Origin of the sequence: Aeromonas sp. ASNIH4 (genome assembly GCF_002934425.1) — a bacterium.
Classification (GTDB): Bacteria; Pseudomonadota; Gammaproteobacteria; order Enterobacterales; family Aeromonadaceae; genus Aeromonas; species Aeromonas hydrophila.
On sequence record NZ_CP026217.1, the window covers coordinates 2,272,874 to 2,292,385 of the forward strand.

General features: G+C 61.4%; 15 protein-coding genes. 3 read left to right on the forward strand and 12 right to left on the reverse strand.

Features of this window, described 5'->3' with window-relative positions; translation table 11 throughout:
- Nucleotide 1: 1 nt before the first annotated feature.
- The 10 genes from C2U40_RS10425 to C2U40_RS10470 all read right to left on the reverse strand — a co-directional run bounded on the left by C2U40_RS10425 (nt 2) and on the right by C2U40_RS10470 (nt 13,225).
- Entirely contained in the window at nt 2-1,249 is a 1,248-nt protein-coding gene (locus C2U40_RS10425; RefSeq protein WP_103826864.1) for a response regulator, read from the reverse strand.
- A 1-nt stretch (nt 1,250) separates the two neighbouring features.
- On the reverse strand, nt 1,251-5,210 hold the full coding sequence (locus C2U40_RS10430) for an ATP-binding protein (protein ID WP_181014699.1): 3,960 nt from the start codon (nt 5,208-5,210) through the stop codon (nt 1,251-1,253).
- 54 nt (nt 5,211-5,264) lie between these two features.
- A complete protein-coding gene (gene ihfA, locus C2U40_RS10435; protein WP_005300715.1) occupies nt 5,265-5,561 on the reverse strand; it encodes an integration host factor subunit alpha in 297 nt (98 codons plus the stop codon).
- A gap of 3 nt (nt 5,562-5,564) precedes the next feature.
- Nucleotides 5,565-7,952, reverse strand: coding sequence for a phenylalanine--tRNA ligase subunit beta (pheT, locus tag C2U40_RS10440; protein WP_103826863.1), 2,388 nt, complete (start codon nt 7,950-7,952; stop codon nt 5,565-5,567).
- A 12-nt stretch (nt 7,953-7,964) separates the two neighbouring features.
- The gene (pheS, locus tag C2U40_RS10445) at nt 7,965-8,948 is read right to left on the reverse strand and encodes a phenylalanine--tRNA ligase subunit alpha (protein WP_011706167.1); all 984 of its coding nucleotides are present in this window, start codon (nt 8,946-8,948) and stop codon (nt 7,965-7,967) included.
- 316 nt (nt 8,949-9,264) lie between these two features.
- Nucleotides 9,265-9,621: a 50S ribosomal protein L20 gene (gene rplT / locus C2U40_RS10450; protein WP_005300683.1), complete on the reverse strand. Its 357-nt coding sequence runs from the start codon at nt 9,619-9,621 to the stop codon at nt 9,265-9,267.
- Nucleotides 9,622-9,636: 15 nt separating this feature from the next.
- On the reverse strand, nt 9,637-9,834 hold the full coding sequence (gene rpmI, locus C2U40_RS10455; protein ID WP_005300673.1) for a 50S ribosomal protein L35: 198 nt from the start codon (nt 9,832-9,834) through the stop codon (nt 9,637-9,639).
- 86 nt (nt 9,835-9,920) lie between these two features.
- The gene (infC, locus tag C2U40_RS10460) at nt 9,921-10,469 is read right to left on the reverse strand and encodes a translation initiation factor IF-3 (protein WP_026080374.1); all 549 of its coding nucleotides are present in this window, start codon (nt 10,467-10,469) and stop codon (nt 9,921-9,923) included.
- 3 nt (nt 10,470-10,472) lie between these two features.
- Nucleotides 10,473-12,401, reverse strand: a complete 1,929-nt coding sequence (gene thrS, locus C2U40_RS10465; RefSeq protein WP_039213599.1) for a threonine--tRNA ligase — start codon at nt 12,399-12,401, stop codon at nt 10,473-10,475.
- A gap of 236 nt (nt 12,402-12,637) precedes the next feature.
- A complete protein-coding gene (locus C2U40_RS10470; RefSeq protein ID WP_181014695.1) occupies nt 12,638-13,225 on the reverse strand; it encodes a tetratricopeptide repeat protein in 588 nt (195 codons plus the stop codon).
- Nucleotides 13,226-13,399: 174 nt separating this feature from the next.
- Between C2U40_RS10470 and C2U40_RS10475 the strand changes: the two genes are divergently transcribed.
- The gene (locus C2U40_RS10475; RefSeq protein ID WP_103826861.1) at nt 13,400-14,455 is read left to right on the forward strand and encodes a PA0069 family radical SAM protein; all 1,056 of its coding nucleotides are present in this window, start codon (nt 13,400-13,402) and stop codon (nt 14,453-14,455) included.
- 30 nt (nt 14,456-14,485) lie between these two features.
- On the opposite strand, the gene C2U40_RS26520 is transcribed toward C2U40_RS10475, so the two are convergent.
- Nucleotides 14,486-14,656 carry a hypothetical protein gene (locus C2U40_RS26520; protein WP_181014694.1) on the reverse strand — a complete coding sequence of 57 codons (171 nt, stop codon included), beginning with the start codon at nt 14,654-14,656 and terminating at the stop codon, nt 14,486-14,488.
- A gap of 297 nt (nt 14,657-14,953) precedes the next feature.
- Nucleotides 14,954-17,701 carry a DNA topoisomerase (ATP-hydrolyzing) subunit A gene (gene gyrA / locus C2U40_RS10480; protein WP_103826860.1) on the reverse strand — a complete coding sequence of 916 codons (2,748 nt, stop codon included), beginning with the start codon at nt 17,699-17,701 and terminating at the stop codon, nt 14,954-14,956.
- A gap of 201 nt (nt 17,702-17,902) precedes the next feature.
- Here gyrA and ubiG point away from each other — a divergent pair, with 201 nt between their 5' ends.
- The gene (gene ubiG / locus C2U40_RS10485) at nt 17,903-18,619 is read left to right on the forward strand and encodes a bifunctional 2-polyprenyl-6-hydroxyphenol methylase/3-demethylubiquinol 3-O-methyltransferase UbiG (protein ID WP_181014693.1); all 717 of its coding nucleotides are present in this window, start codon (nt 17,903-17,905) and stop codon (nt 18,617-18,619) included.
- Complete coding sequence (locus tag C2U40_RS10490; protein WP_103826858.1) at nt 18,619-19,305, forward strand: HAD family hydrolase; 687 nt, start codon at nt 18,619-18,621, stop codon at nt 19,303-19,305. The genes ubiG and C2U40_RS10490 overlap by 1 nt, the downstream gene beginning before the upstream one ends.
- The last annotated feature ends 207 nt before the right edge of the window (nt 19,306-19,512 follow it).

The following is a 19,512-nucleotide window of genomic DNA, read 5'->3' on the forward strand; positions in this document are numbered from 1 at the left end:
TCTACCAGCGCCCCGCCACGCCCTGATCGCGCCACAGATTGCTGTCCAGCAGGTTGAAGGGATCGTCCAGATAGAGAGCGATCCCAAGCTCCCTGGCCCGGTTGATGAAGCGCCCCAGCAGGGAGTCCGGGGTCATGGCTTCCAGCCCGGGCAGCAGACTCTGTCCCAGCAGCAAGTGCTGCAGCGGCATCCGCTCCAGCAAGTCGAACGGAATGTGCTGATCGTTGTCCAGCAGCAGTGCCAGCTTGGCCCCCGCCAGACTGGCCTGCAGCACCAGGGCAAAACGCTCCGCCTGGCTCAGCAGGTGGTCGCGCCGGTGGATGAGCAGGGTGAGTTCGCCAGGCTCCCGGCCCTGCTGGAGCAGCCACTCGCGCACCCGCTCCCAGCGCGGCGGCAAGCCGGTCACCGCCAGCCAGATGGGCAAGGGCGACGGGGGATCGGACAAGAGCCCGAGCAGCCCTTTATCTTCTCCCTGCCAGGTGCGGATGGTACGGCGCAGGCCGCTCAACCGGCGCTGACGCTGCGGCCCCAGATAGAGCGTCTTGAGCAGCCGCAGCAGATCGTCGGCCAGCAGCGGCTTGGCCAGGGCGGCCAGCACGTTGAAGCCGGCGTCGTGCAGCAGGCGGCGGGCCCCGTCGATCAAGGTCTGATCGTGGGCCGAGAGCAGCACGATGGGCAAGCCACTGTGCTGGTATTGGGGCTGGCTCATCAGCAGGCTGATGGCATCCTGCTCCACCAGACTGAGATCGCTCACCAGCAGCTTGACCTCGCCGTCGGCCAGCGCCTTGATGCAGGCGTTGCCATCCTGCACCCACTGACAAGGCACCCCCAGCCCCTTGATCTCCTGCTGGATGTGAGCCCCCTGAAACGGGTGATCCTCCAGCAGCAGCACCTGGGTCTGGGCCAGCCACTCCTGCCACGCCAGGTAGCGGCCATTGACCCCTGCCAGCCAGTCGTCGGTGAGGCGATAGACACCCTCGGCCTGCGCCGTCAGCTGCGGCAGATAGTCAGCCCCCACATGGGAGTCGGGATCGAACAGGGCGATGGCACCGGCGGCAAACAACCCTTCCCACTGCCAGCAGGCATCGGGACGGGTACGGCGCAAGGTGGCAAACTCGGGCAGCTCGACGGCCTTTGCCGTCCGATAGGCGACCCCATCCAGGGCGTAGATGGTCACGGGGTGGAACAGGCGCTCGTCCGTCTCTTCCGAGTTCAGCAACGCCAGTAACTCTTCATCTGTGATGATCATGTCAGAGCCTCTCACGTAGTCGCCGGCACACCTCATCCAGAGCTTGCCGCAGCGGGGGTAGCAGGGGTTGCCGTGGATCCCGTTTCCACTGCTCGATCACCTGAACAAGCGGGGTGGCTCCCACCATTTTGGCGGCCCCCTTCATCTTGTGTAAAGCGGCTTCAAGCGCCATCTCGTCCCCTTGTGTGACGCAGCGCTCAATGTCGGCCAGATCCTGCCCGGTCGCGTCCAGATAGAGGGGAATAAGCTCCGGCGCCAGCAACGACACTTCCCGCGCTGCCCAGACCTCCCCTTCTGCCGACACGTCGCTTTGAGGGGGCGGCTCGGGTGCGGGCACCTGATCGGGCTCGCCCAGGCTGCGCAGCAGGTTGGCCAAGTCTTTGAGCAGCAGCGGTTTGTCCAGATGCCCACGACAACCACAGCTGGCCAGCTGCGCCGCCGCCTGCTCGCTGAGATCGGCGGTGATGACATAGGTGGGCAGATGCTGCCAGCGCGGCGAATCGCGCAGCTGGCGGCAGAGCTCGGCGCCGTCCATCACCGGCATCTGCAGGTCGGTCAACACCAGATCGACCGTCTCATGCTGCAGGATGTCGAGCGCCAGCTGGCCGTTGGCGGCGCTGATCACCTTGGCCCCCAGCTGGGTCAGCTGCATGCTGATCAACACCCGGTTCACCTCGTGATCTTCAACCAGCAGCACCCGCATCCCCTGCCCCGGCAGCGTGATCATGCCCTGGCTAGAGGGCACCAGCCTTGGCTGCATCAGACTCACCACCGAGCCCGGCACCCAGGGTTCCCCCTGCCAGTCCCAGTAGCGCAGCCCCTGCTCATCCAGCCGGACGCTCAATACCGGGCCGGCCGGATCGTCCTGCAGATCCAGTTCGCCCAGCCAGGGCAGCAGATAGTCCCGCTCCGCCTCGCCGAGTTGCACGTGCACGCTGGCCACCCTTGGCCGCCAGCGCGGCATCTCCTGCAGCAACACCAGTGGCAGCGCACAGAGGAAGCGGCTGCCGCCGGTCGGCCGCGGTTCGACCCGGATCTCGCCCCCCATCTGCTCCATCAGCTGGCGACAGATGGCAAGTCCGAGCCCGGTGCCCTGGGCCCGCGGCTGACCCGCCTCCCCGCCCTGCTCAAAGGGCAGGAACAGCCGCGGCAGCAGCTCGGCACTGATGCCGGGACCCTCGTCGTCCACTCCGCACAACAGCTGGGAGCCAGCGCGGCGGGCCCACAGCACCACCTCGCCACGGGAGCTGAACTTGATGGCATTGGCCAGCAGGTTGTGCAGCACCTGCTGCACCCGGTGGGGATCCAGCTCCACCTGGGCGGGCAGTCGATGATCGAGATCCAGCCGCAGTTGCAGTCGCTTGGAGCGGGCCTTGGACCAGTGCACGGCCGCCACGTGCTCGCACAAATCCACCAGATCGGTGGGTTGCAGCGAGAGCGCCAGCTGCCGGTTCTCGTTGCGACTGAAGTCCAGCACGTCGTTGAGCAGGCCCAGCAGCTCGTCCCCCGCCTGGCGGACGTGGGCCAGTGCCGAGCGCTGCTCGGCATTGAGGGAGGTGTGGCTGAGCCACTCCAACAGCCCCAGAATAGCGTTCATGGGGGTACGAATTTCGTGGCTCACTGCCGCGAGGAAGCGCCCCTTGGCCAGCACCGCCTGCTCGGCCCGCTCGTGGGAGGCCTGCAGCGCCTGCTCCTGCTCGACCCGGGTCGTCACATCCTGCACCACCCCGTACACCCGCCAACCCTGCTCGGACTGGCTGCGTCCCCGGCCGTAGAACTGCAGCCAGCGGGTACCCTTGCCCGGGTGCTCATAGCGCAGCGCGTAGGAAAAAGGCTGACCGGCCTGCAGCATCTCCAGCATGGGGATCTGCATCTTGCGCCTGTCATGTTGATCCAGCCGGCCCAGCGCCTGACCGGGATTGCGGCGGATCTGCTGGCTGGCCAGCCCCAGCAACTCGTAGCTGCCACGGCTGATGAACTCTACCTGGGCGATGCCTTCCCGCTGCAGCAGGAACTGGATCACCACCCCGGGCACCGTATTGGTCAATGCCCGCAGGCGGCGCTCGGCCTGACGCAGCAAGCGGGTGCGCTCACGCAGGGCGCTGATGTTGGAGAGCGCGATGAGATCCCCCGCCGGCGACTGCTTGCCAAGCTGAAGCGGGATCTGGGCATAGGAGTAGACCTGATCGCCCAGGGCCATCTCCCCCTCGCCCCCCTGCAACTGGGCCTCTGGCAGGTGCAGCTCGGCCAGGTAGCGCGCCTCCAGCCGCTTGGCCTGCTTGTTGCGCTTGATGATCTCGCCCTGGTTGTCTCGCAGAAACACCGGCACCGGCAGCGCCTGGAACAGGGACTCCCTGAACTGGCTCTCCAGCGCCAGGGTCTGCTCCATCTCCTGACGCTGGCTCACTTCCCGGGCCAGCTGCTGGCGGGAGCGCCAGATCAGCCAGATGACGCCAGCACTGATCAACAGCGCCAGCGACACCGACCCCAGCCAGATCCCGTAGCTGACGCCGGCTTGCTGGGTCAGCACCAGCCGGCGCCAGCGCTGATTGAGATCGTCATTCTGCCTGCTGGTGAAGGCCATCAGGCTCTGCTCCATCACCCCGGCGAGTCGCGGGCTGTGATGACTGATGGCAAACCCCAGCCCGAAGCGTTGAGGCAGATCCCTGATATCCAGCCCGTCCAGCTGGTTGTTGCGAAGCGGGTATTGCAGCTGGTAGAGCTCGGCCAGCATGGCGTCGGCCTCACCGCTTTGCACCGCCGCAAGCCCCTGCGCCAGGGTGTCGCTTTTGCGCCAATGATGTTCGCCATCCAGCCGGGCCAACATCCCTTCGTCATAGAGGGTGGCGGGCACCACGATGTCGCCCTTCACCGCCGCCAGCGTGTCGAACGACTTCGCCTTGCGACTGACCAGGGCATAGCGATTGAGCGCCATGATGCGGGTGAAGTCGAAGGCATCGGTCAGCGCCGGCGTCTCCAGCAGGCCGGCCATCATGTCCGCCTCACCACTGCGCAGCTTGGCCAGTGCCTCTTCCTTGCTGGCGGTCGGGATCACGTGGAAGTTGAGGCCGGTCTGCTGGCTCACCTGCCGCAGTACGTCGGCGCTCCACCCCTTGAGTTCTCCCTGCTCGTCGAGGCCGCTGTAGGGCATGAAATCCGGGTTGACGACCAGCTTGATGGCACGGGAGGTGCCGACCAGCCAGGCCTGCTCCTTGTCGGTGAAGTGCAGCGGGTTGATGTCCTGCTCCCCCTGTGCCAGATAACGGTCCAGATCCTTGTAGAGGGCGCCGGGCGGCAGATAGCGGATGGCGGTATCGATGAGCTCGCGCAGTTCCGGCTGGTCGCGCATCATCAGCCGGTAGCTCACCACCAGTTCATCGCTGCGCAGGCGGCGCAGCCGCAGCCCCTGATCCGGATATTCGCGCATCAGGTAGCGCAGTTGCAGATAGTCACCGAGGTAGGCGGTCCCCTTGCCCGCCGCCAGCGCCGCGTACCAGTTGTCCGCCTCGGTCAGGGGCAACTGGGTTGAGCGGGGATAAAGCGCCTTGAGCACCTCATTCGCCTGCCAGATGGGGGATACCAGGAAGGTCGCCCGCTCCAGATCGCCGCGATAGAGGATGGCGGATTCGGCCTCCAGCATGGCACGGCTCAGTGCCATGCCCGGCAGGGCCTGCAACGAAGGGCCGACATTGGGAATGAGATCGCAGCGCCCCTCCTGCAAGCCGCGCTGCACCGCCGACCAGTTGGGCAGCTTCTCGTGCAGGAGCGGAAAAGGGAGCTGCTCTGCCAACCGCTCCATCTGATCGATCAGCAAGCCTCCCGACTCCTCGAGATAAGGCGGCCGGATCAGCGCCGGATAACAGATGGTCAGCGACTTGGTGGCATCGGCATACGCCTTGGCCGCCGGAGAGAGGGGGAGATCCATCGCCTGCAGTGGCGCGGCCAGTAGCAGGCCTAACAATAGGCTGGTTTTTCTCATGAAAAAATAAAAGCCAGGCGGCTGCCTGGCTTTTTGTCACTCGTTGGGCTCAACATTTTCGACCCTGGCCTTGAGCTTCTGACCAGGGCGGAAGGTGACCACCCGCCGGGCGCTGATAGGAATATCTTCGCCGGTTTTCGGGTTACGTCCAGGACGCTGGTTCTTCTCACGAAGATCAAAGTTACCGAAGCCTGAAATCTTGACTTGTTCACCACGCTCAAGCGCTTGTCTGATCTCTTCAAAGAAGGCTTCCACCATATCTTTGGCTTCACGCTTGCTCATCCCGAGCTGGGTGAACAGGTGCTCTGCAATGTCGGCTTTGGTAAGCGCCATAGATCAATCCCTCAAGGATGCATTCAACTCTTCACCAAGGGCCCGCACGACATTGTCTACGGTCTCGGCAATCTCTTTCTCCTCCAGAGTGCGCTGGGTGTCTTGCAGAACAAGACTGATGGCCAGGCTCTTCTTGTCCTCTGCCATGCCAGCACCCTGGTATACGTCAAACAAGTTTATTCCAACTACCTGATTTCCGCCAACTTTTTTAATTACTGCGAGGACATCACCGGCCAGGACATGACGATCAACCACCACGGCGATGTCACGACGGTTGGCAGGGAACTTGGAAACCTCGGCAGCAACCGGCACCTTGGCCGGGGTCAGCTTGTCCAGCTCCAGTTCGAACATGACGGCGCGACTCTTCAGACCCAGCTTCTTCTCGAGGCTCGGATGGATCACGCCGATGTGGCCGATGACCACGCCATTGCGCAGGATGGCCGCGCTCTGGCCCGGGTGCAGGGCACTGTGCTCGGCACGCTCGAAGCTGAAGGTAGCCCCTTCGGCGGTCAGATCCAGCACCGCTTCCAGATCCCCTTTCAAATCAAAGAAGTCGGCAGCGCGGCTCTTGATGTCCCAGTGCTCGTCGCTCTGGTTGCCGGTGATGATGCCGGCCAGCATGGGCTCCTGACGAATGCCGTTCTCGGCATTTTCATCCTTGATGAAGCGCAGGCCCTGCTCGAACAGGCGCACCCGCGGCTGCTGGCGGTTCTGGTTGTAAACCACGGCCTGCACCAGACCCGGGAACAGAGAGACGCGCATGGCGGACATCTCGACCGAGATCGGGTTCGGCAGCACGATGGCATCGCTCTGCGGGAACAGGGTCTGCTGAGCCTTGGGATCGACGAAGCTGTAGGTGATCGCTTCCTGGAAGCCGCGATCAACCAGCAGGTCGCGCATGCGCTTCAAGGTCACCTGCCCTTCTGCCTGCTCCACCATCGCCAGAGAGGCAGCGGGTTTGAGATTCGGGATGTTGTTGTAGCCGTAGATGCGGGCTACTTCCTCGATGAGGTCTTCCTCGATGGCGATATCGAAACGCCAGGAGGGGGCCAGCGCGGTCCAGCCGTCGGCTTCAATGGTTACCTGCATGCCCAGACGGGTCAGGATCTCGACCACCTGAGCATCTGCCACGCTGATGCCGATCACCTTGTCGAGCTTGGTACGACGCAGCCTGATGGGGGCAGCCTTGGGCAGATGGGCATCGGATTTGACTTCGATGACCGGGCCCGCTTCACCGCCGCAGATATCCAGCAGCAGACGGGTGGCTCTGTCCATCACCTTGGTCTGCAGCTGCGGATCCACCCCGCGCTCGAAACGGTGGGAAGAGTCGGTGTGCAGACCGTAGGCACGGGCACGGCCGGTGATGGAGAGCGGCGCGAAGAAGGCGCACTCCAGCAGGATGTCGGTAGTGGTCTCGGAGACACCGGTGCGATCGCCACCGAAGATGCCGGCCATGCAGGCAGGACCTTTGGCATCGGCAATCACCAGAGTCGTCTCTTTCAGCTTCACTTCATTGCCATCGAGCAGAGTCATCGGCTCATCGCTACGAGCGCGGCGCACCACCAGTTCCCCTTCAAGCGTCGCCAGATCGAAGGCGTGCATCGGCTGACCGTATTCCAGCAGCAGGTAGTTGGTGATGTCGACGATGGCATCGATGGAACGAATGCCGCCACGGCGCAGCTTCTCCTGCATCCAGAGCGGGCTCTGGGCGTGCAGGTTCAGCCCCTTGATGACACGGCCGAGATAACGGGGGCAATCTGCCGGCGCTTCAACCCGGATCGGGAAGGTAGCGTCGATGGTGGCAACAGCCGGCGCCCAGGTCGGCTCGACCACGTCCACGCTGTTGAGCACGCCGATTTCACGGGCCAGACCCGCGATGCCGAGGCAGTCGGCACGGTTCGGGGTCAGATCCACATCGATGCTGACGTCGTTGAGCGCGAGATATTCACGGATATCGGTCCCGATGGGGGCATCCAGCGGCAGCTCGATGATGCCATCGGCTTCGACGTCGATCCCCAGCTCGCTGAAGGAGCAGAGCATGCCGTGAGACGGCTGGCCACGCAGCTTGGCTTTCTTGATGGTGAAATCACCCGGCAGGGTCGCCCCTACTTTGGCCACGCAGACTTTCAGGCCTTGGCGACAGTTCGGCGCGCCGCAGACGATGTCCAGCAGCTCGGCCTCGCCCACGTTGACCTTGGTCACCCGCAGCTTGTCGGCGTCCGGATGCTGGGCGCACTCGACTACTTCACCCACCACCACGTTGTTGAACTGGCCGGCCACCGCTTCCACGGCATCCACTTCCAGACCGGCCATGGTGATCTGCTCGGCCAGTGCATTGTCACTCAACTCGGTGCGGACCCACTCCATCACCCAGGATTTACTGAATTTCATGTTCTCTCGCCCTTACTTGAACTGCTTGAGGAAGCGCAGGTCGTTTTCGAAGAAGGCACGCAGGTCGTTGACCCCGTAACGCAGCATGGTCAGGCGCTCAACGCCCATGCCGAAGGCAAAGCCGGAGTATTTTTCCGGATCGATGCCGACCGAACGCAGCACGTTCGGGTGCACCATGCCGCAGCCCAGCACTTCCAGCCACTTGCCGTTCTTGCCCATCACGTCCACTTCGGCGCTAGGCTCGGTAAACGGGAAGTAGGAAGGACGGAAGCGAATGGTCAGGTCTTCCTCGAAGTAGTTGCGCAGGAAGTCGTGCAGGATCCCTTTCAGCTCGGTGAAGCTGGCATGCTCGTCGACCAGCAGGCCTTCGACCTGGTGGAACATCGGGGTGTGGGTCATGTCGTAGTCGTTACGATAGACGCGGCCCGGCGCGATGATGCGGATCGGCGGCTGCTGATGTTCCATGGTGCGGATCTGCACACCGGAGGTGTGGGTACGCAACATCAAATCAGGATTGAAGTAGAAGGTATCGTGATCGGTACGCGCCGGGTGATGAGCCGGGATGTTCAACGCATCGAAGTTGTGGAAGCCATCTTCAATCTCGGGACCACGGGCAACCTTGAAGCCCATCTCGCCAAACAGGCGTTCGATGCGCTCGATGGTGCGGGTCACCGGGTGCAGACCGCCATTCTCGATGCGGCGGCCCGGCAGGCTGACGTCGATGGTCTCGGCGGCCAGCTTCTGGTTCAGCACGGCGATTTCGAGGGCTTCACGACGCTCGTTCAGGGCATCCTGAACCTGCTGTTTGGCCTGGTTGATCACGGCGCCCGCGGCGGGACGCTCTTCAGCGGACAGGGCGCCCAGGCCCTTCATCTGCTCGGTAAAAAAGCCCTTTTTACCCAGATATTTGACCCGGATTTCGTCAAGGGCGGCGATGTCGCTTACGCCCTCAATTTCGGCCCTGGCTTGGCCGACTACTTCTTCAAGCTGTTGCATGTCTTCCTCGTCACCACTCCCGATACAGGAGCCTTTAGGCTAAATAAGGTCAAGAGGGGAATAATACAAAAAAAGCCCCTTCACTGACCATAGTTAAGGTGCCCTTTTCTCCCTAGAAATCATTTTGTTATCAAGTAGGGCTTCGAGCCGGACCGGGTTTTTCTTTGCGATTGGCTACACAATTTTAGTTTGATGGCATATGTGGCCATATGTATGGCTATCATGATGGTAAAGTCATCACTGCCTGCAAACGACAAATGACAGACAACAAAAAAGGAGGCCTGAGCCTCCTTTTAGCATTTATAACAGAACCGGATTAGACCAGAGCTGCTTTGGCCTTTTCAACCAGGGCGGTGAAAGCCAGCTTGTCGTGAACGGCGATATCGGACAGGATCTTGCGATCGATCTCGATGGAAGCCTTCTTCAGACCGTTGATCAGACGGCTGTAGGACAGACCGTTCTGACGGGCTGCTGCGTTGATACGAGCAATCCACAGTTGACGGAACTGACGCTTTTTCTGGCGACGGTCACGGTAGGCATACTGACCAGCTTTGGTTACCGCTTGTACCGCTACGCGGTAGACACGGGAACGGGCGCCGTAGTAACCCTTGGCGGCTTTCATTACTTTCTTGTGACGAGCGCGAGCGGTCACACCACGTTTAACTCTTGGCATTTTTCACATCCCCCCTTATGCGTACGGCAGACAAGCGACAACACGTTTGTGGTCGGCAGCGGAAACAAAGAACTTCGGTCCCAGCTGACGCTTACGCTTACTGCTCTTCTTGGTCAGGATGTGACGCAGGTGGTTGTGCTTGCACTTGAAGCGACCTGAGCCAGTCTTCTTGAAGCGCTTTGCGGCGCCCCGGTTGGTTTTCATCTTCGGCATTTCATACTCCGCATTGTGAGTGACAACAAAATCGCAAGGCGAACCGACTCATGGGGCCAGCCCCATGAGTCAATTTCTTGTGGGCCTTAAGATTTCTTCTTAGGTGCGAGGACCATCACAGCTTGACGGCCTTCGACTTTCGGGAACGATTCGACTACGGCCAGCTCTTCCAGATCGTTCTTGACTCGCTCCAGAACCTTGATACCAAGTTCCTGGTGGGCCATTTCACGACCACGGAAGCGCAGGGTGACCTTTGCCTTGTCCCCGTCTTCCAGAAAGCGAACCAGGTTGCGTAGTTTTACCTGATAGTCGCCTTCGTCGGTGCCAGGACGGAATTTGATTTCCTTGACCTGGACGACTTTCTGCTTTTTCTTCTGTTCTTTGGTGGTCTTGCTCTTTTCGTAGAGGAATTTGCCGTAATCCATGATCCGACAAACGGGCGGCTCAGCGTTCGGACTGATCTCGACCAGATCCACTCCGGCCTCAAGGGCCAAGTTCAGAGCATCCTGGATGGAGGTGATGCCAATGGCTTCACCATCCAGACCAGTCAGACGAACTTCTTTCAGACGGATCTCTTCGTTGATCCGGTGAGCGCGGGCTTGCGGTTGCTTGCCCAGTTTTTTTCCGCCTTTTATAGCTTATTCCTCCACTTTCTTTTGTCCGCGGGTCTGAACTTCCTGGGTCAACAGAGCAATCAGCTCTTCAACAGGATAAGTGCCCAGGTCAGCCCCTTTACGAGTACGCACTGCAATCTTGCCGGCTTCTACTTCTTTATCGCCGCAGACCAGCATGAAGGGTACTCGCTTCAAAGTATGCTCGCGGATTTTAAAGCCAATCTTCTCATTTCTCAAGTCCGCTTTTGCGCGAAGGCCCGCATCATTCAATGCTTTGGCTACTTTCACTGCATAATCGGCCTGATTGTCGGTGATATTCATGACCACGGCTTGAGTCGGTGCCAGCCAGGTCGGGAACAGTCCGGCGTACTCTTCGGTCAGGATCCCGATGAAACGTTCCAGCGAGCCCAGAATGGCGCGGTGGATCATCACGGGAACATGACGTTCGTTGTCTTCACCCACGTAGGTGGCGCCCAGACGGCCCGGCAGGGCAAAATCGAGCTGCACGGTACCACATTGCCACGCACGATCAAGGCAATCGTGCAGGGTAAATTCGATCTTGGGACCGTAGAAGGCTCCCTCACCCGGCTGCAGATCGTACTTCAGACCGTTCAGCACCAGGGCCTCGGCCAGCGCGGCCTCGGCGCGATCCCAGGCCTCATCGGAGCCGATACGCTGTTCCGGACGAGTGGAGAGCTTGACCACGATGTTCTCGAAGCCGAAGGTGCCATAGACGTCGTAGACCATGCGGATACAGGCCGACACCTCTTCCATGATCTGCTCTTCGGTACAGAAGATGTGCGCGTCATCCTGGGTGAAACCACGTACCCGCATCAGGCCATGCAGGGAGCCGGACGGCTCGTTGCGGTGGCAGGAGCCGAACTCGGCCATGCGCAGCGGCAGATCGCGGTAGGATTTCAGACCCTGGTTGAAGATCTGCACGTGACCCGGGCAGTTCATCGGCTTGATGGCGTACTCGCGGTTCTCGGACTGGGTGGTGAACATGGCCTGGGCGTATTTCTCCCAGTGACCTGAACGCTCCCACAGCACGCGATCCATCATGAAGGGGCCTTTCACCTCCTGATAGTCGTACTCTTTGAGCTTGCCGCGGATGAAAGTCTCCAGCTCGCGGAAGATGGTCCAGCCATCGTTGTGCCAGAACACCATGCCGGGCGCTTCTTCCTGCATGTGATACAGGTCGAGCTGCTTGCCGATCTTGCGGTGGTCGCGCTTGGCGGCCTCTTCCAGGCGCTGCAGGTAAGCCTTGAGCTGCTTCTTGTCGGCCCAGGCGGTGCCGTAGATGCGCTGCAGCATCTTGTTGTTGGAGTCGCCGCGCCAGTAGGCGCCGGACATCTTCTGCAACTTGAAGTGGTGGCAGTGACGCATGTTGGGCACGTGCGGGCCGCGACACATGTCGATGTACTCTTCGTGATGATACAGACCGGGCTGGTCATCACGGGCAATATTCTGATCCAGGATCTCGACCTTGTAGGTCTCGCCACGGGCTTCGAACACGTCGCGTGCTTCCTGCCAGGAGACCTTCTTCTTGATGACGTCGTAATCCTTGGCGGCCAGCGCCAGCATGCGCTCTTCCAGCGCCGCCAGATCTTCGTCGGTCAGGGTGCGATCGAGATCGATGTCGTAGTAGAAACCGTTGTCGATGACGGGACCGATGGCCATCTTGGTCTGGGGCCAGAGTTGCTTGATGGCATGACCCAGCAGGTGAGCACAGGAGTGGCGCAGGATGTCCAGACCTTCTTCGTCTTTGGCGGTGATGATCGCCAGGGAGGCATCGGCTTCGATCAGCTCGCAGGCATCCACCAGTTCACCGTTTACCCGACCGGCAATGCACGCCTTGGCGAGACCGGGACCGATGTCCGCGGCCACATCCATGACGGAAACGGCGTGGGCAAATTGACGTTGGCTGCCATCAGGCAGAGTAATGATTGGCATTGTGTGTTTCCTTATACAGTGGTGCCCCCTACCAAAGGGCACATGCGGGATGGAAAGATTCATTCAAAAATGGGTGATGTTCTGGCTCTCCACAGCACTTTGCGAAGGCGCCCCGCGACGCAAACAACCCGTTCAACGTCGCAAGACAAACCAAAAACCGGACCATGCTACCAGAAGTAGGCAGGGCTGTATCGGGTTTGCTGAGATTTTCTACAGTCAGATGAAGTGCTTGGCAGCTATTCCCCCAGCAGGGACTGCCAGTTAAAATCGAACGTGGAGCTCCCCTCCTGCGCCAGTTCCAGCTCCTGCAGCACCTTGAGCGCCAGCTGATTGCCCTGCTTGGCGGCCTGATAGAGCCACTCCTTGGCACGGGGCAGATCGACCCGCCCGCTGACCCCCATCAGATGCAGTACGCCCACCTTCAACATGGCGGGTACATCGCCGTTCTTGGCAGCCAGCTCCATCCAGTGAAACGCCTCGCGCAGATCCCGCCTCACCCCGGCCCCCCGCAGGTAGACCTCCCCCAGCCGGTATTGGCCGAAGGCATCCCCCGCCTGCGCCGCCTGACGATAGAGCGTGATGGCCCGGCTGATATCCTGCTCGCTCCCCTGCCCCACTTCATGGCTCCAGCCCATCAGCGCCTGGGCCCGTGGCTGGCCCTGTTCGGCCAGCGGCGACCAGATCCGGGTCGCCTCATCGAAGTGACCGGTGCGCCAGGCGCGATTGGCCGAGGCCAGCTCCTGCTCGGTGGAGAGCGGGATCAGACGCCAGATAACCAGCGCAATGACAGTGATGAAGAGCCAGCGGGAGGTGATGGGTGCCATGATGATTTCCGTGATCCAGTTCGCATTTCGTCTATGTAAACGAAATGTAGCGCCGCGATCAAGCAAGAGATCCCTTTGACATGCTTTTTATGGCGGCCTAGGTCGGCAGCGCTTGCATTCGGCAATGGAGGTCAGCATGATAACTGTATATATAAACAGTAGTGGTAGGGTGCGATGGCTGGTCGAGGCAGTTCTCACAATGTTGATCACCGTTTCAGCGGCCAGCGGGTCGATGCGGTCGACGACGGCTGGTCCCAACCCGAGTGGGAAACGGCATTTACCGCCAGCGATCCCCGCACTGAGGTGACGGAGATCAGCGCCCGCAGCATCATCAGTTACAACAGCTCTCCCGACGTCCCTTTCAGCCGCTCCATCAACCCCTATCAGGGCTGTGAACACGGCTGCATTTATTGCTACGCCAGACCGAGCCACGCCTATCTCGAGCTCTCCCCCGGCCTCGACTTCGAGACCCGCTTGTTCGCCAAACTCAATGCCGCCGAGCTGCTGCGCCAGGAGTTTGCCAGACCTGCCTATCAGCCGCAGACCATAGTGCTGGGAGCCAATACCGACCCCTATCAGCCCATCGAGCATCGCTATCGCCTCACCCGCCAGCTGCTCGAGGTGATGCTGGCCCACCGCCATCCGGTCGGGATCATCACCAAGAGCGCCATGATATTGCGCGACCTCGATCTGCTGACGGAGCTGGCCCGGGAGGAGCTGTGCCAGGTGATGGTGTCGGTCACCACCTTGAATGAGACGTTGCGGCGACAGCTGGAGCCAAGAGCCAGCACCGGGGCCGGCCGGCTCAAGGTGGTGGAGAAACTGGCCGGTGCCGGTGTGCCGGTCGGCGTGCTGGCGGCGCCCATGATCCCGCGCCTCAACGAGCCCGAGCTCGAGCAGATCATCAAAGGCGCTGCCGAGGCCGGCGCCCACTGCGCCGACTATATCCTGTTGCGACTGCCCCACGAACTGGCACCGCTGTTCAGTGACTGGCTTGAGCAACACTATCCCGGCCAGAAGGAGGCTATCCTCAACCAGCTGCGGGCCAGCCGGGACGGCGCCCTCAACAGTCCCGCCTTCGGCAGCCGGATGCGGGGAGAAGGCCAGTTTGCCGATCTGCTGGCCCAGCGCTTTCGGTTGATTGCCAAGCGGCTCGGGCTCGGCAAGCGCCATTTTCAACTGCGCCAGGATGCCTTCATCCGCCCTGGCGAGCAGTTGCGGCTGTTCTAGGCGCCCGTCAAGCCCGCCACGGGCAAAGCCTCAGCCCCTTGGTCGCGACGCACTGGCCTTGCTGCGGTGGGCAATCAACTCGGCGGGCAAACGGGCTGGCTCATGTGCCACCTCAGGTTCATGTTCGCCTGCGTGGGCATCCATCTCTGCCTCGCCCCATACCCGGCTCCACCAGATCTCCCACATTACCCAGCTGGTCATGACATGCTCCTGGCAGGCGTTACCTGCGTTTATGGTGGTTTCTCTCCAACGGGAGCAGCATGGCTGGCCGCCATGACAGAGCAATGACATTCACATGAAGGAGCCGTGTCGAGGACATTCGCCCTTGGGAGCAGCCTGGCAAGCGGGTAGTGCCTGTTCTTCCTGCCATGGCAGGCAAGACTGGACAGGGGAAAAAGGAAGAGAAGGAAGGAGGATAACGGGGGACGCCAGCGACAAGCGAGCCAATGAAAAGAGCGGCCATGTGGCCGCTCTTTGGTATCGGGTAAAGAGGAGCGATTATTCGTCGCCCGCTTCACCTGCATCGACAGCACCGGTGTCCGCTGCGGTATCGGTGCCTTCAGACACCTCCCCTTCAACGGCCAGCACTTCGTTTTCGTCTTCGTCGCTCTCGGCAACCCGCTGCAGACCGACCACGGTCTCGTCTTCACCGGTACGGATCAGACGCACACCGCCGGTGTTGCGGCCGATGACGCTCACCTCGGACACCCGGGTACGTACCAGAGTACCGCCGTTGGTGATCAGCATGATCTGGTCGGTATCTTCGACCTGGATCGCATCGATCACCTTGCCGTTGCGCTCATCCACCTTGATGGAGATGACGCCCTGGGTGCCGCGGCTCTTGGTCGGGTACTCGTCCAGCGCGGTACGCTTGCCGTAACCGTTCTCGGTAGCGGTGAGGATGGCCCCGTCGCCACGCGGCACGATGAGGGACACCACCTTGTCACCGGCGCCCAGCTTGATGCCGCGCACACCGGCAGCGGTACGACCCATGGGACGTACGCCCTTGAAGGTGCCCTTGCTTTCGGTGCCTTCGCCGTTGTCGCTGCCATCATCGTCGTTGCCGGCGTCGTCGTCGGTGTCGACTTCGTCAGTGGCATCGGCATCAGCGCGACCGCTGCCTTCCGCGAAGCGAACAACCTTGCCCGCATCGGAGAACAGCATGATCTCGTTGCTGCCATCGGTGATGTCCACCCCGATCAGCTCATCACCCTCTTTGAGGTTGATGGCGCGGATGCCGGAGGAGAGCGGACGGCTGAAATCGGACAGGCTGGTCTTCTTCACGGTACCGTTGGCGGTGGCGAAGAACACATACTTGTCGGCGTCATATTCTTTAACCGGCAGGATGGCGGTGATGCGCTCACCCTCATCCAGCGGCAGCAGGTTGATGATCGGACGACCGCGGGCGCCACGGGACGCCTCCGGCAGTTGATACACCTTGAGCCAGTAGACCTTGCCACGGGTGGAGAAGCACAGAATGGTGTCGTGGGTGTTGGCCACCAACAGACGTTCCACAAAGTCCTCTTCCTTGATCCGGGTAGCCGACTTGCCACGACCACCGCGGCGCTGGGCCTCGTAGTCGGAGAGCGGCTGATACTTCACGTAACCCTGGTGAGACAAGGTCACGACCACGTCTTCCGGGGTGATCAGATCTTCGATGTTGATCTCGGCACTGGACATGCTGATCTCGGTGCGACGCTCGTCGCCGTACTGCTCGCGCACGGCCAGCAGTTCGTCACGGATCACTTCCATCAACCGCACCGGGCTCGCCAGGATGAACAGCAGCTCGGCGATGAGATCCAGCAGAGACTGGTACTCTTCCAGGATCTTCTCGTGCTCGAGGCCGGTCAGCTTGTGCAGACGCAGGTCAAGGATGGCCTGGGCCTGCTGCTCGGTCAGGTAGTAGTGACCTTCGCGGATGCCGAACTCGGGTTCCAGCCACTCGGGGCGGGCTGCGTCGTCACCGGCTTTCTCCAGCATGGAGGCCACGTTGCCGAGCTCCCAGCCACGGGCAACCAGGCCCGCTTTCGCATCGGCCGGGGTCGCGCTGTGGCGAATGAGCTCGATGACCGGGTCGATGTTGGCCAGCGCCACCGCCAGGCCTTCCAGGATGTGAGCCCGATCCCGCGCCTTGCGCAGTTCGAACACGGTCCGGCGGGTCACCACTTCACGGCGGTGCAGCAGGAACGCATCCAGGATCTCTTTGAGGTTCATCACCTTGGGCTGGTTGTTATCGAGCGCCACCATGTTGATGCCGAACGTGGTCTGCATCTGGGTGTGCTTGTAGAGATTGTTCAGCACAATCTCGCCGGACTCGCCGCGCTTGATCTCGATAACGATGCGCATGCCGTCCTTGTCGGACTCATCGCGCAGGGCACTGATACCCTCGATCTTCTTCTCTTTCACCAGCTCGGCGATCTTCTCGATCAGCCGCGCCTTGTTCACCTGATAGGGGATCTCGTGAACGATGATGGTCTCGCGACTGGTCTTCTCGTCCACCTCCACTTCGGCCTTGGCACGCACATAGACGGAGCCACGACCGGTACGGTACGCCTGCACGATGCCGGAACGACCGTTGATGATGCCACCAGTGGGGAAATCCGGGCCGGTGATGTAGGTCATCAGCTCGTCGATGGTGAGGTCGCCGTTCTCGATCAACGCCAGACAGCCGTTGACTATCTCGGTGAGGTTGTGAGGCGGAATGTTGGTCGCCATACCCACCGCAATACCGGAGGAACCGTTGACCAGCAGGTTGGGAACCTTGGTGGGCATGACAGCCGGGATCATCTCGGTGCCGTCATAGTTCGGCACCCAGTCCACGGTCTCTTTGTCCAGATCGGCCAGCAGCTCGTGGGAGATGCGGGCCATCCGCACTTCGGTGTAACGCATGGCGGCGGCGCTGTCGCCGTCGACCGAACCGAAGTTGCCCTGACCATCGACCAGCATGTAACGCATGGAGAAATCCTGCGCCATGCGAACGATGGTGTCATACACGGCTCTGTCGCCGTGCGGGTGATATTTACCGATTACGTCACCGACCACACGGGCCGATTTTTTATAGGGCTTGTTCCAGTCGTTCCCCAGCTCGTTCATTGCATACAGAACGCGGCGGTGAACCGGTTTCAAGCCATCACGCACATCCGGCAGAGCTCGTCCTACGATCACGCTCATGGCGTAATCAAGATAGGAACTCTTGAGCTCTTCTTCGATGTTGACCGGCGTGATCTCTCTGGCCAGATCGCTCATAGAAAGCCTTAATCCCTAATTAGTTGTTCTTTGGCTTAAACAGCGCGACATGGTAACACACTGAGCCAAATACCTTAAGCCACAAATCCGGTAACAAGTCGGGCTGGTGTGACAAAGTCCGTCCGTTATAATGCCCGCCAGGACAACAGATTGCGCGCGCCCCACCCAGCCTGCGCGCCCTTGCCACAGGATCATCAAAAAATGCACAGTGATGCCAATGTCGATCTGACAGAAATTGCCAAATTCGAAGCCATCGCCTCCCGCTGGTGGGACATGGAGGGAGAGTTCAAGCCGCTGCACCAGATAAACCCGGTGCGCCTTGACTGGATCACCGACAAGAGCAGCGGCCTGTTCGGCAAGCGCATCCTCGACATCGGCTGCGGCGGCGGCATTCTCGCCGAGAGCATGGCCCGCCGGGGCGCCAAGGTCACCGGCATCGACATGGGCAAGGAGCCCCTCGGGGTCGCCCGCCTCCATGCCCTCGAAGCGGGCGTGGAGCTCGAGTATCGCCAGATCACCGCCGAAGCCCACGCCGATGAGGCCCCCGCCCAGTACGACGTGGTCACCTGCATGGAGATGCTGGAGCATGTGCCGGACCCCGCCTCCGTGCTGCGCGCCATCGCCACCCTGGTACGCCCGGGCGGCAAGGTGTTCGTCTCCACCATCAACCGCAACCCGAAAGCCTATCTGATGATGATCCTCGGCGCCGAGTACCTGATGAAGATGGTGCCCAAGGGTACCCACGACCACAAGAAGTTCATCACCCCCGCCGAACTGTGTCACATGGGTGAAGCGGCAGGCCTGCTGGTACGGGACATGAGCGGGGTGCACTACGCACCGCTCTCCAACAGCTTCAAGCTCGGTCGCAACGTCGACGTCAACTACATGGTGGCGTTCGAGCGCCCGGAGCAAGGCTGATGACGACTCACTCCGCTGCACCCCTTGGCTGCGTGCTGTTCGATCTGGACGGCACCCTGCTCGACACCGCGCCCGATCTGGGGGCTGCCGTCAACCACGTGCTGATAAGTGAAGGCTTTGCCCCCCTCTCTGACGACATCATCCGTCAGACCACCTCCCACGGGGCGCTCGGGCTGCTCAGGGCCGGTCTTGGTGACGAGCTGCTCGAAGAGCTGGGCGCCACCCGCCTGCGCACCGCCCTGCTCGACTACTATGCCGCCAACCTCTGCGTTGGCACCCGCCCCTATGAGGGGATGGTGGATCTCATCGAGTGGCTCGACGAGAAGCAGCTGCCCTGGGGCATCGTCACCAACAAGCCAGGCTTTCTCACCGAGCCGCTGCTGGCTGCCCTGCCCGAGTTCGCCAGTTGCGGCGTGACCGTCAGCGCCGACACCCTGCCGGTGCGCAAGCCCGACCCCGCCCCCATGTACTTTGCCTGCGACCAGCTGGGCGTCGAGGCGAGCCACTGCCTTTATGTAGGGGATCACGTGCGCGACATCGAGGCCGGCCGCAACGCCGGCATGCGCACTGCGGTCGCCGGCTGGGGTTATCTCAATGACGACGAGGATCCGGCCCAGTGGGGCGCCGATCTGCACTTTGACACCGTGCAGGCCCTGCACCACTGGCTGCGCTACGAGCTGGGCTGAGATTGCCAACCCGTGCCGGGCCCCCCTGGTACAGGAAGCAGACAACAGAGATGGATCACAAAGGCAGCTTTGCCGCCAAAGGGTGGCCAGATGAGCACTGTTGACTGATCGCGGCAGAGCCTTGCCAGTACCAATGGGGGATCCCCAGCGATCCCCCGTTTTGGCGGTTTGACAAGCAGGGAAGCGGCGAGATCGGACACCTTTTGA

What these genes read in the sequence shown, in the direction of transcription:
- C2U40_RS10475 (WP_103826861.1), top strand. Translation starts at nt 13,400, where the DNA reads ATGGCTGGTCGAGGCAGTTCTCACAATGTTGATCACCGTTTCAGCGGC.
- C2U40_RS10490 (WP_103826858.1), top strand. Translation starts at nt 18,619, where the DNA reads ATGACGACTCACTCCGCTGCACCCCTTGGCTGCGTGCTGTTCGATCTG.
- rplT (WP_005300683.1), bottom strand. Translation starts at nt 9,621, where the DNA reads ATGCCAAGAGTTAAACGTGGTGTGACCGCTCGCGCTCGTCACAAGAAA.
- gyrA (WP_103826860.1), bottom strand. Translation starts at nt 17,701, where the DNA reads ATGAGCGATCTGGCCAGAGAGATCACGCCGGTCAACATCGAAGAAGAG.
- thrS (WP_039213599.1), bottom strand. Translation starts at nt 12,401, where the DNA reads ATGCCAATCATTACTCTGCCTGATGGCAGCCAACGTCAATTTGCCCAC.
- C2U40_RS26520 (WP_181014694.1), bottom strand. Translation starts at nt 14,656, where the DNA reads ATGACCAGCTGGGTAATGTGGGAGATCTGGTGGAGCCGGGTATGGGGC.
- rpmI (WP_005300673.1), bottom strand. Translation starts at nt 9,834, where the DNA reads ATGCCGAAGATGAAAACCAACCGGGGCGCCGCAAAGCGCTTCAAGAAG.
- C2U40_RS10425 (WP_103826864.1), bottom strand. Translation starts at nt 1,249, where the DNA reads ATGATCATCACAGATGAAGAGTTACTGGCGTTGCTGAACTCGGAAGAG.
- pheT (WP_103826863.1), bottom strand. Translation starts at nt 7,952, where the DNA reads ATGAAATTCAGTAAATCCTGGGTGATGGAGTGGGTCCGCACCGAGTTG.
- C2U40_RS10470 (WP_181014695.1), bottom strand. Translation starts at nt 13,225, where the DNA reads ATGGCACCCATCACCTCCCGCTGGCTCTTCATCACTGTCATTGCGCTG.
- pheS (WP_011706167.1), bottom strand. Translation starts at nt 8,948, where the DNA reads ATGCAACAGCTTGAAGAAGTAGTCGGCCAAGCCAGGGCCGAAATTGAG.
- ihfA (WP_005300715.1), bottom strand. Translation starts at nt 5,561, where the DNA reads ATGGCGCTTACCAAAGCCGACATTGCAGAGCACCTGTTCACCCAGCTC.
- ubiG (WP_181014693.1), top strand. Translation starts at nt 17,903, where the DNA reads ATGCACAGTGATGCCAATGTCGATCTGACAGAAATTGCCAAATTCGAA.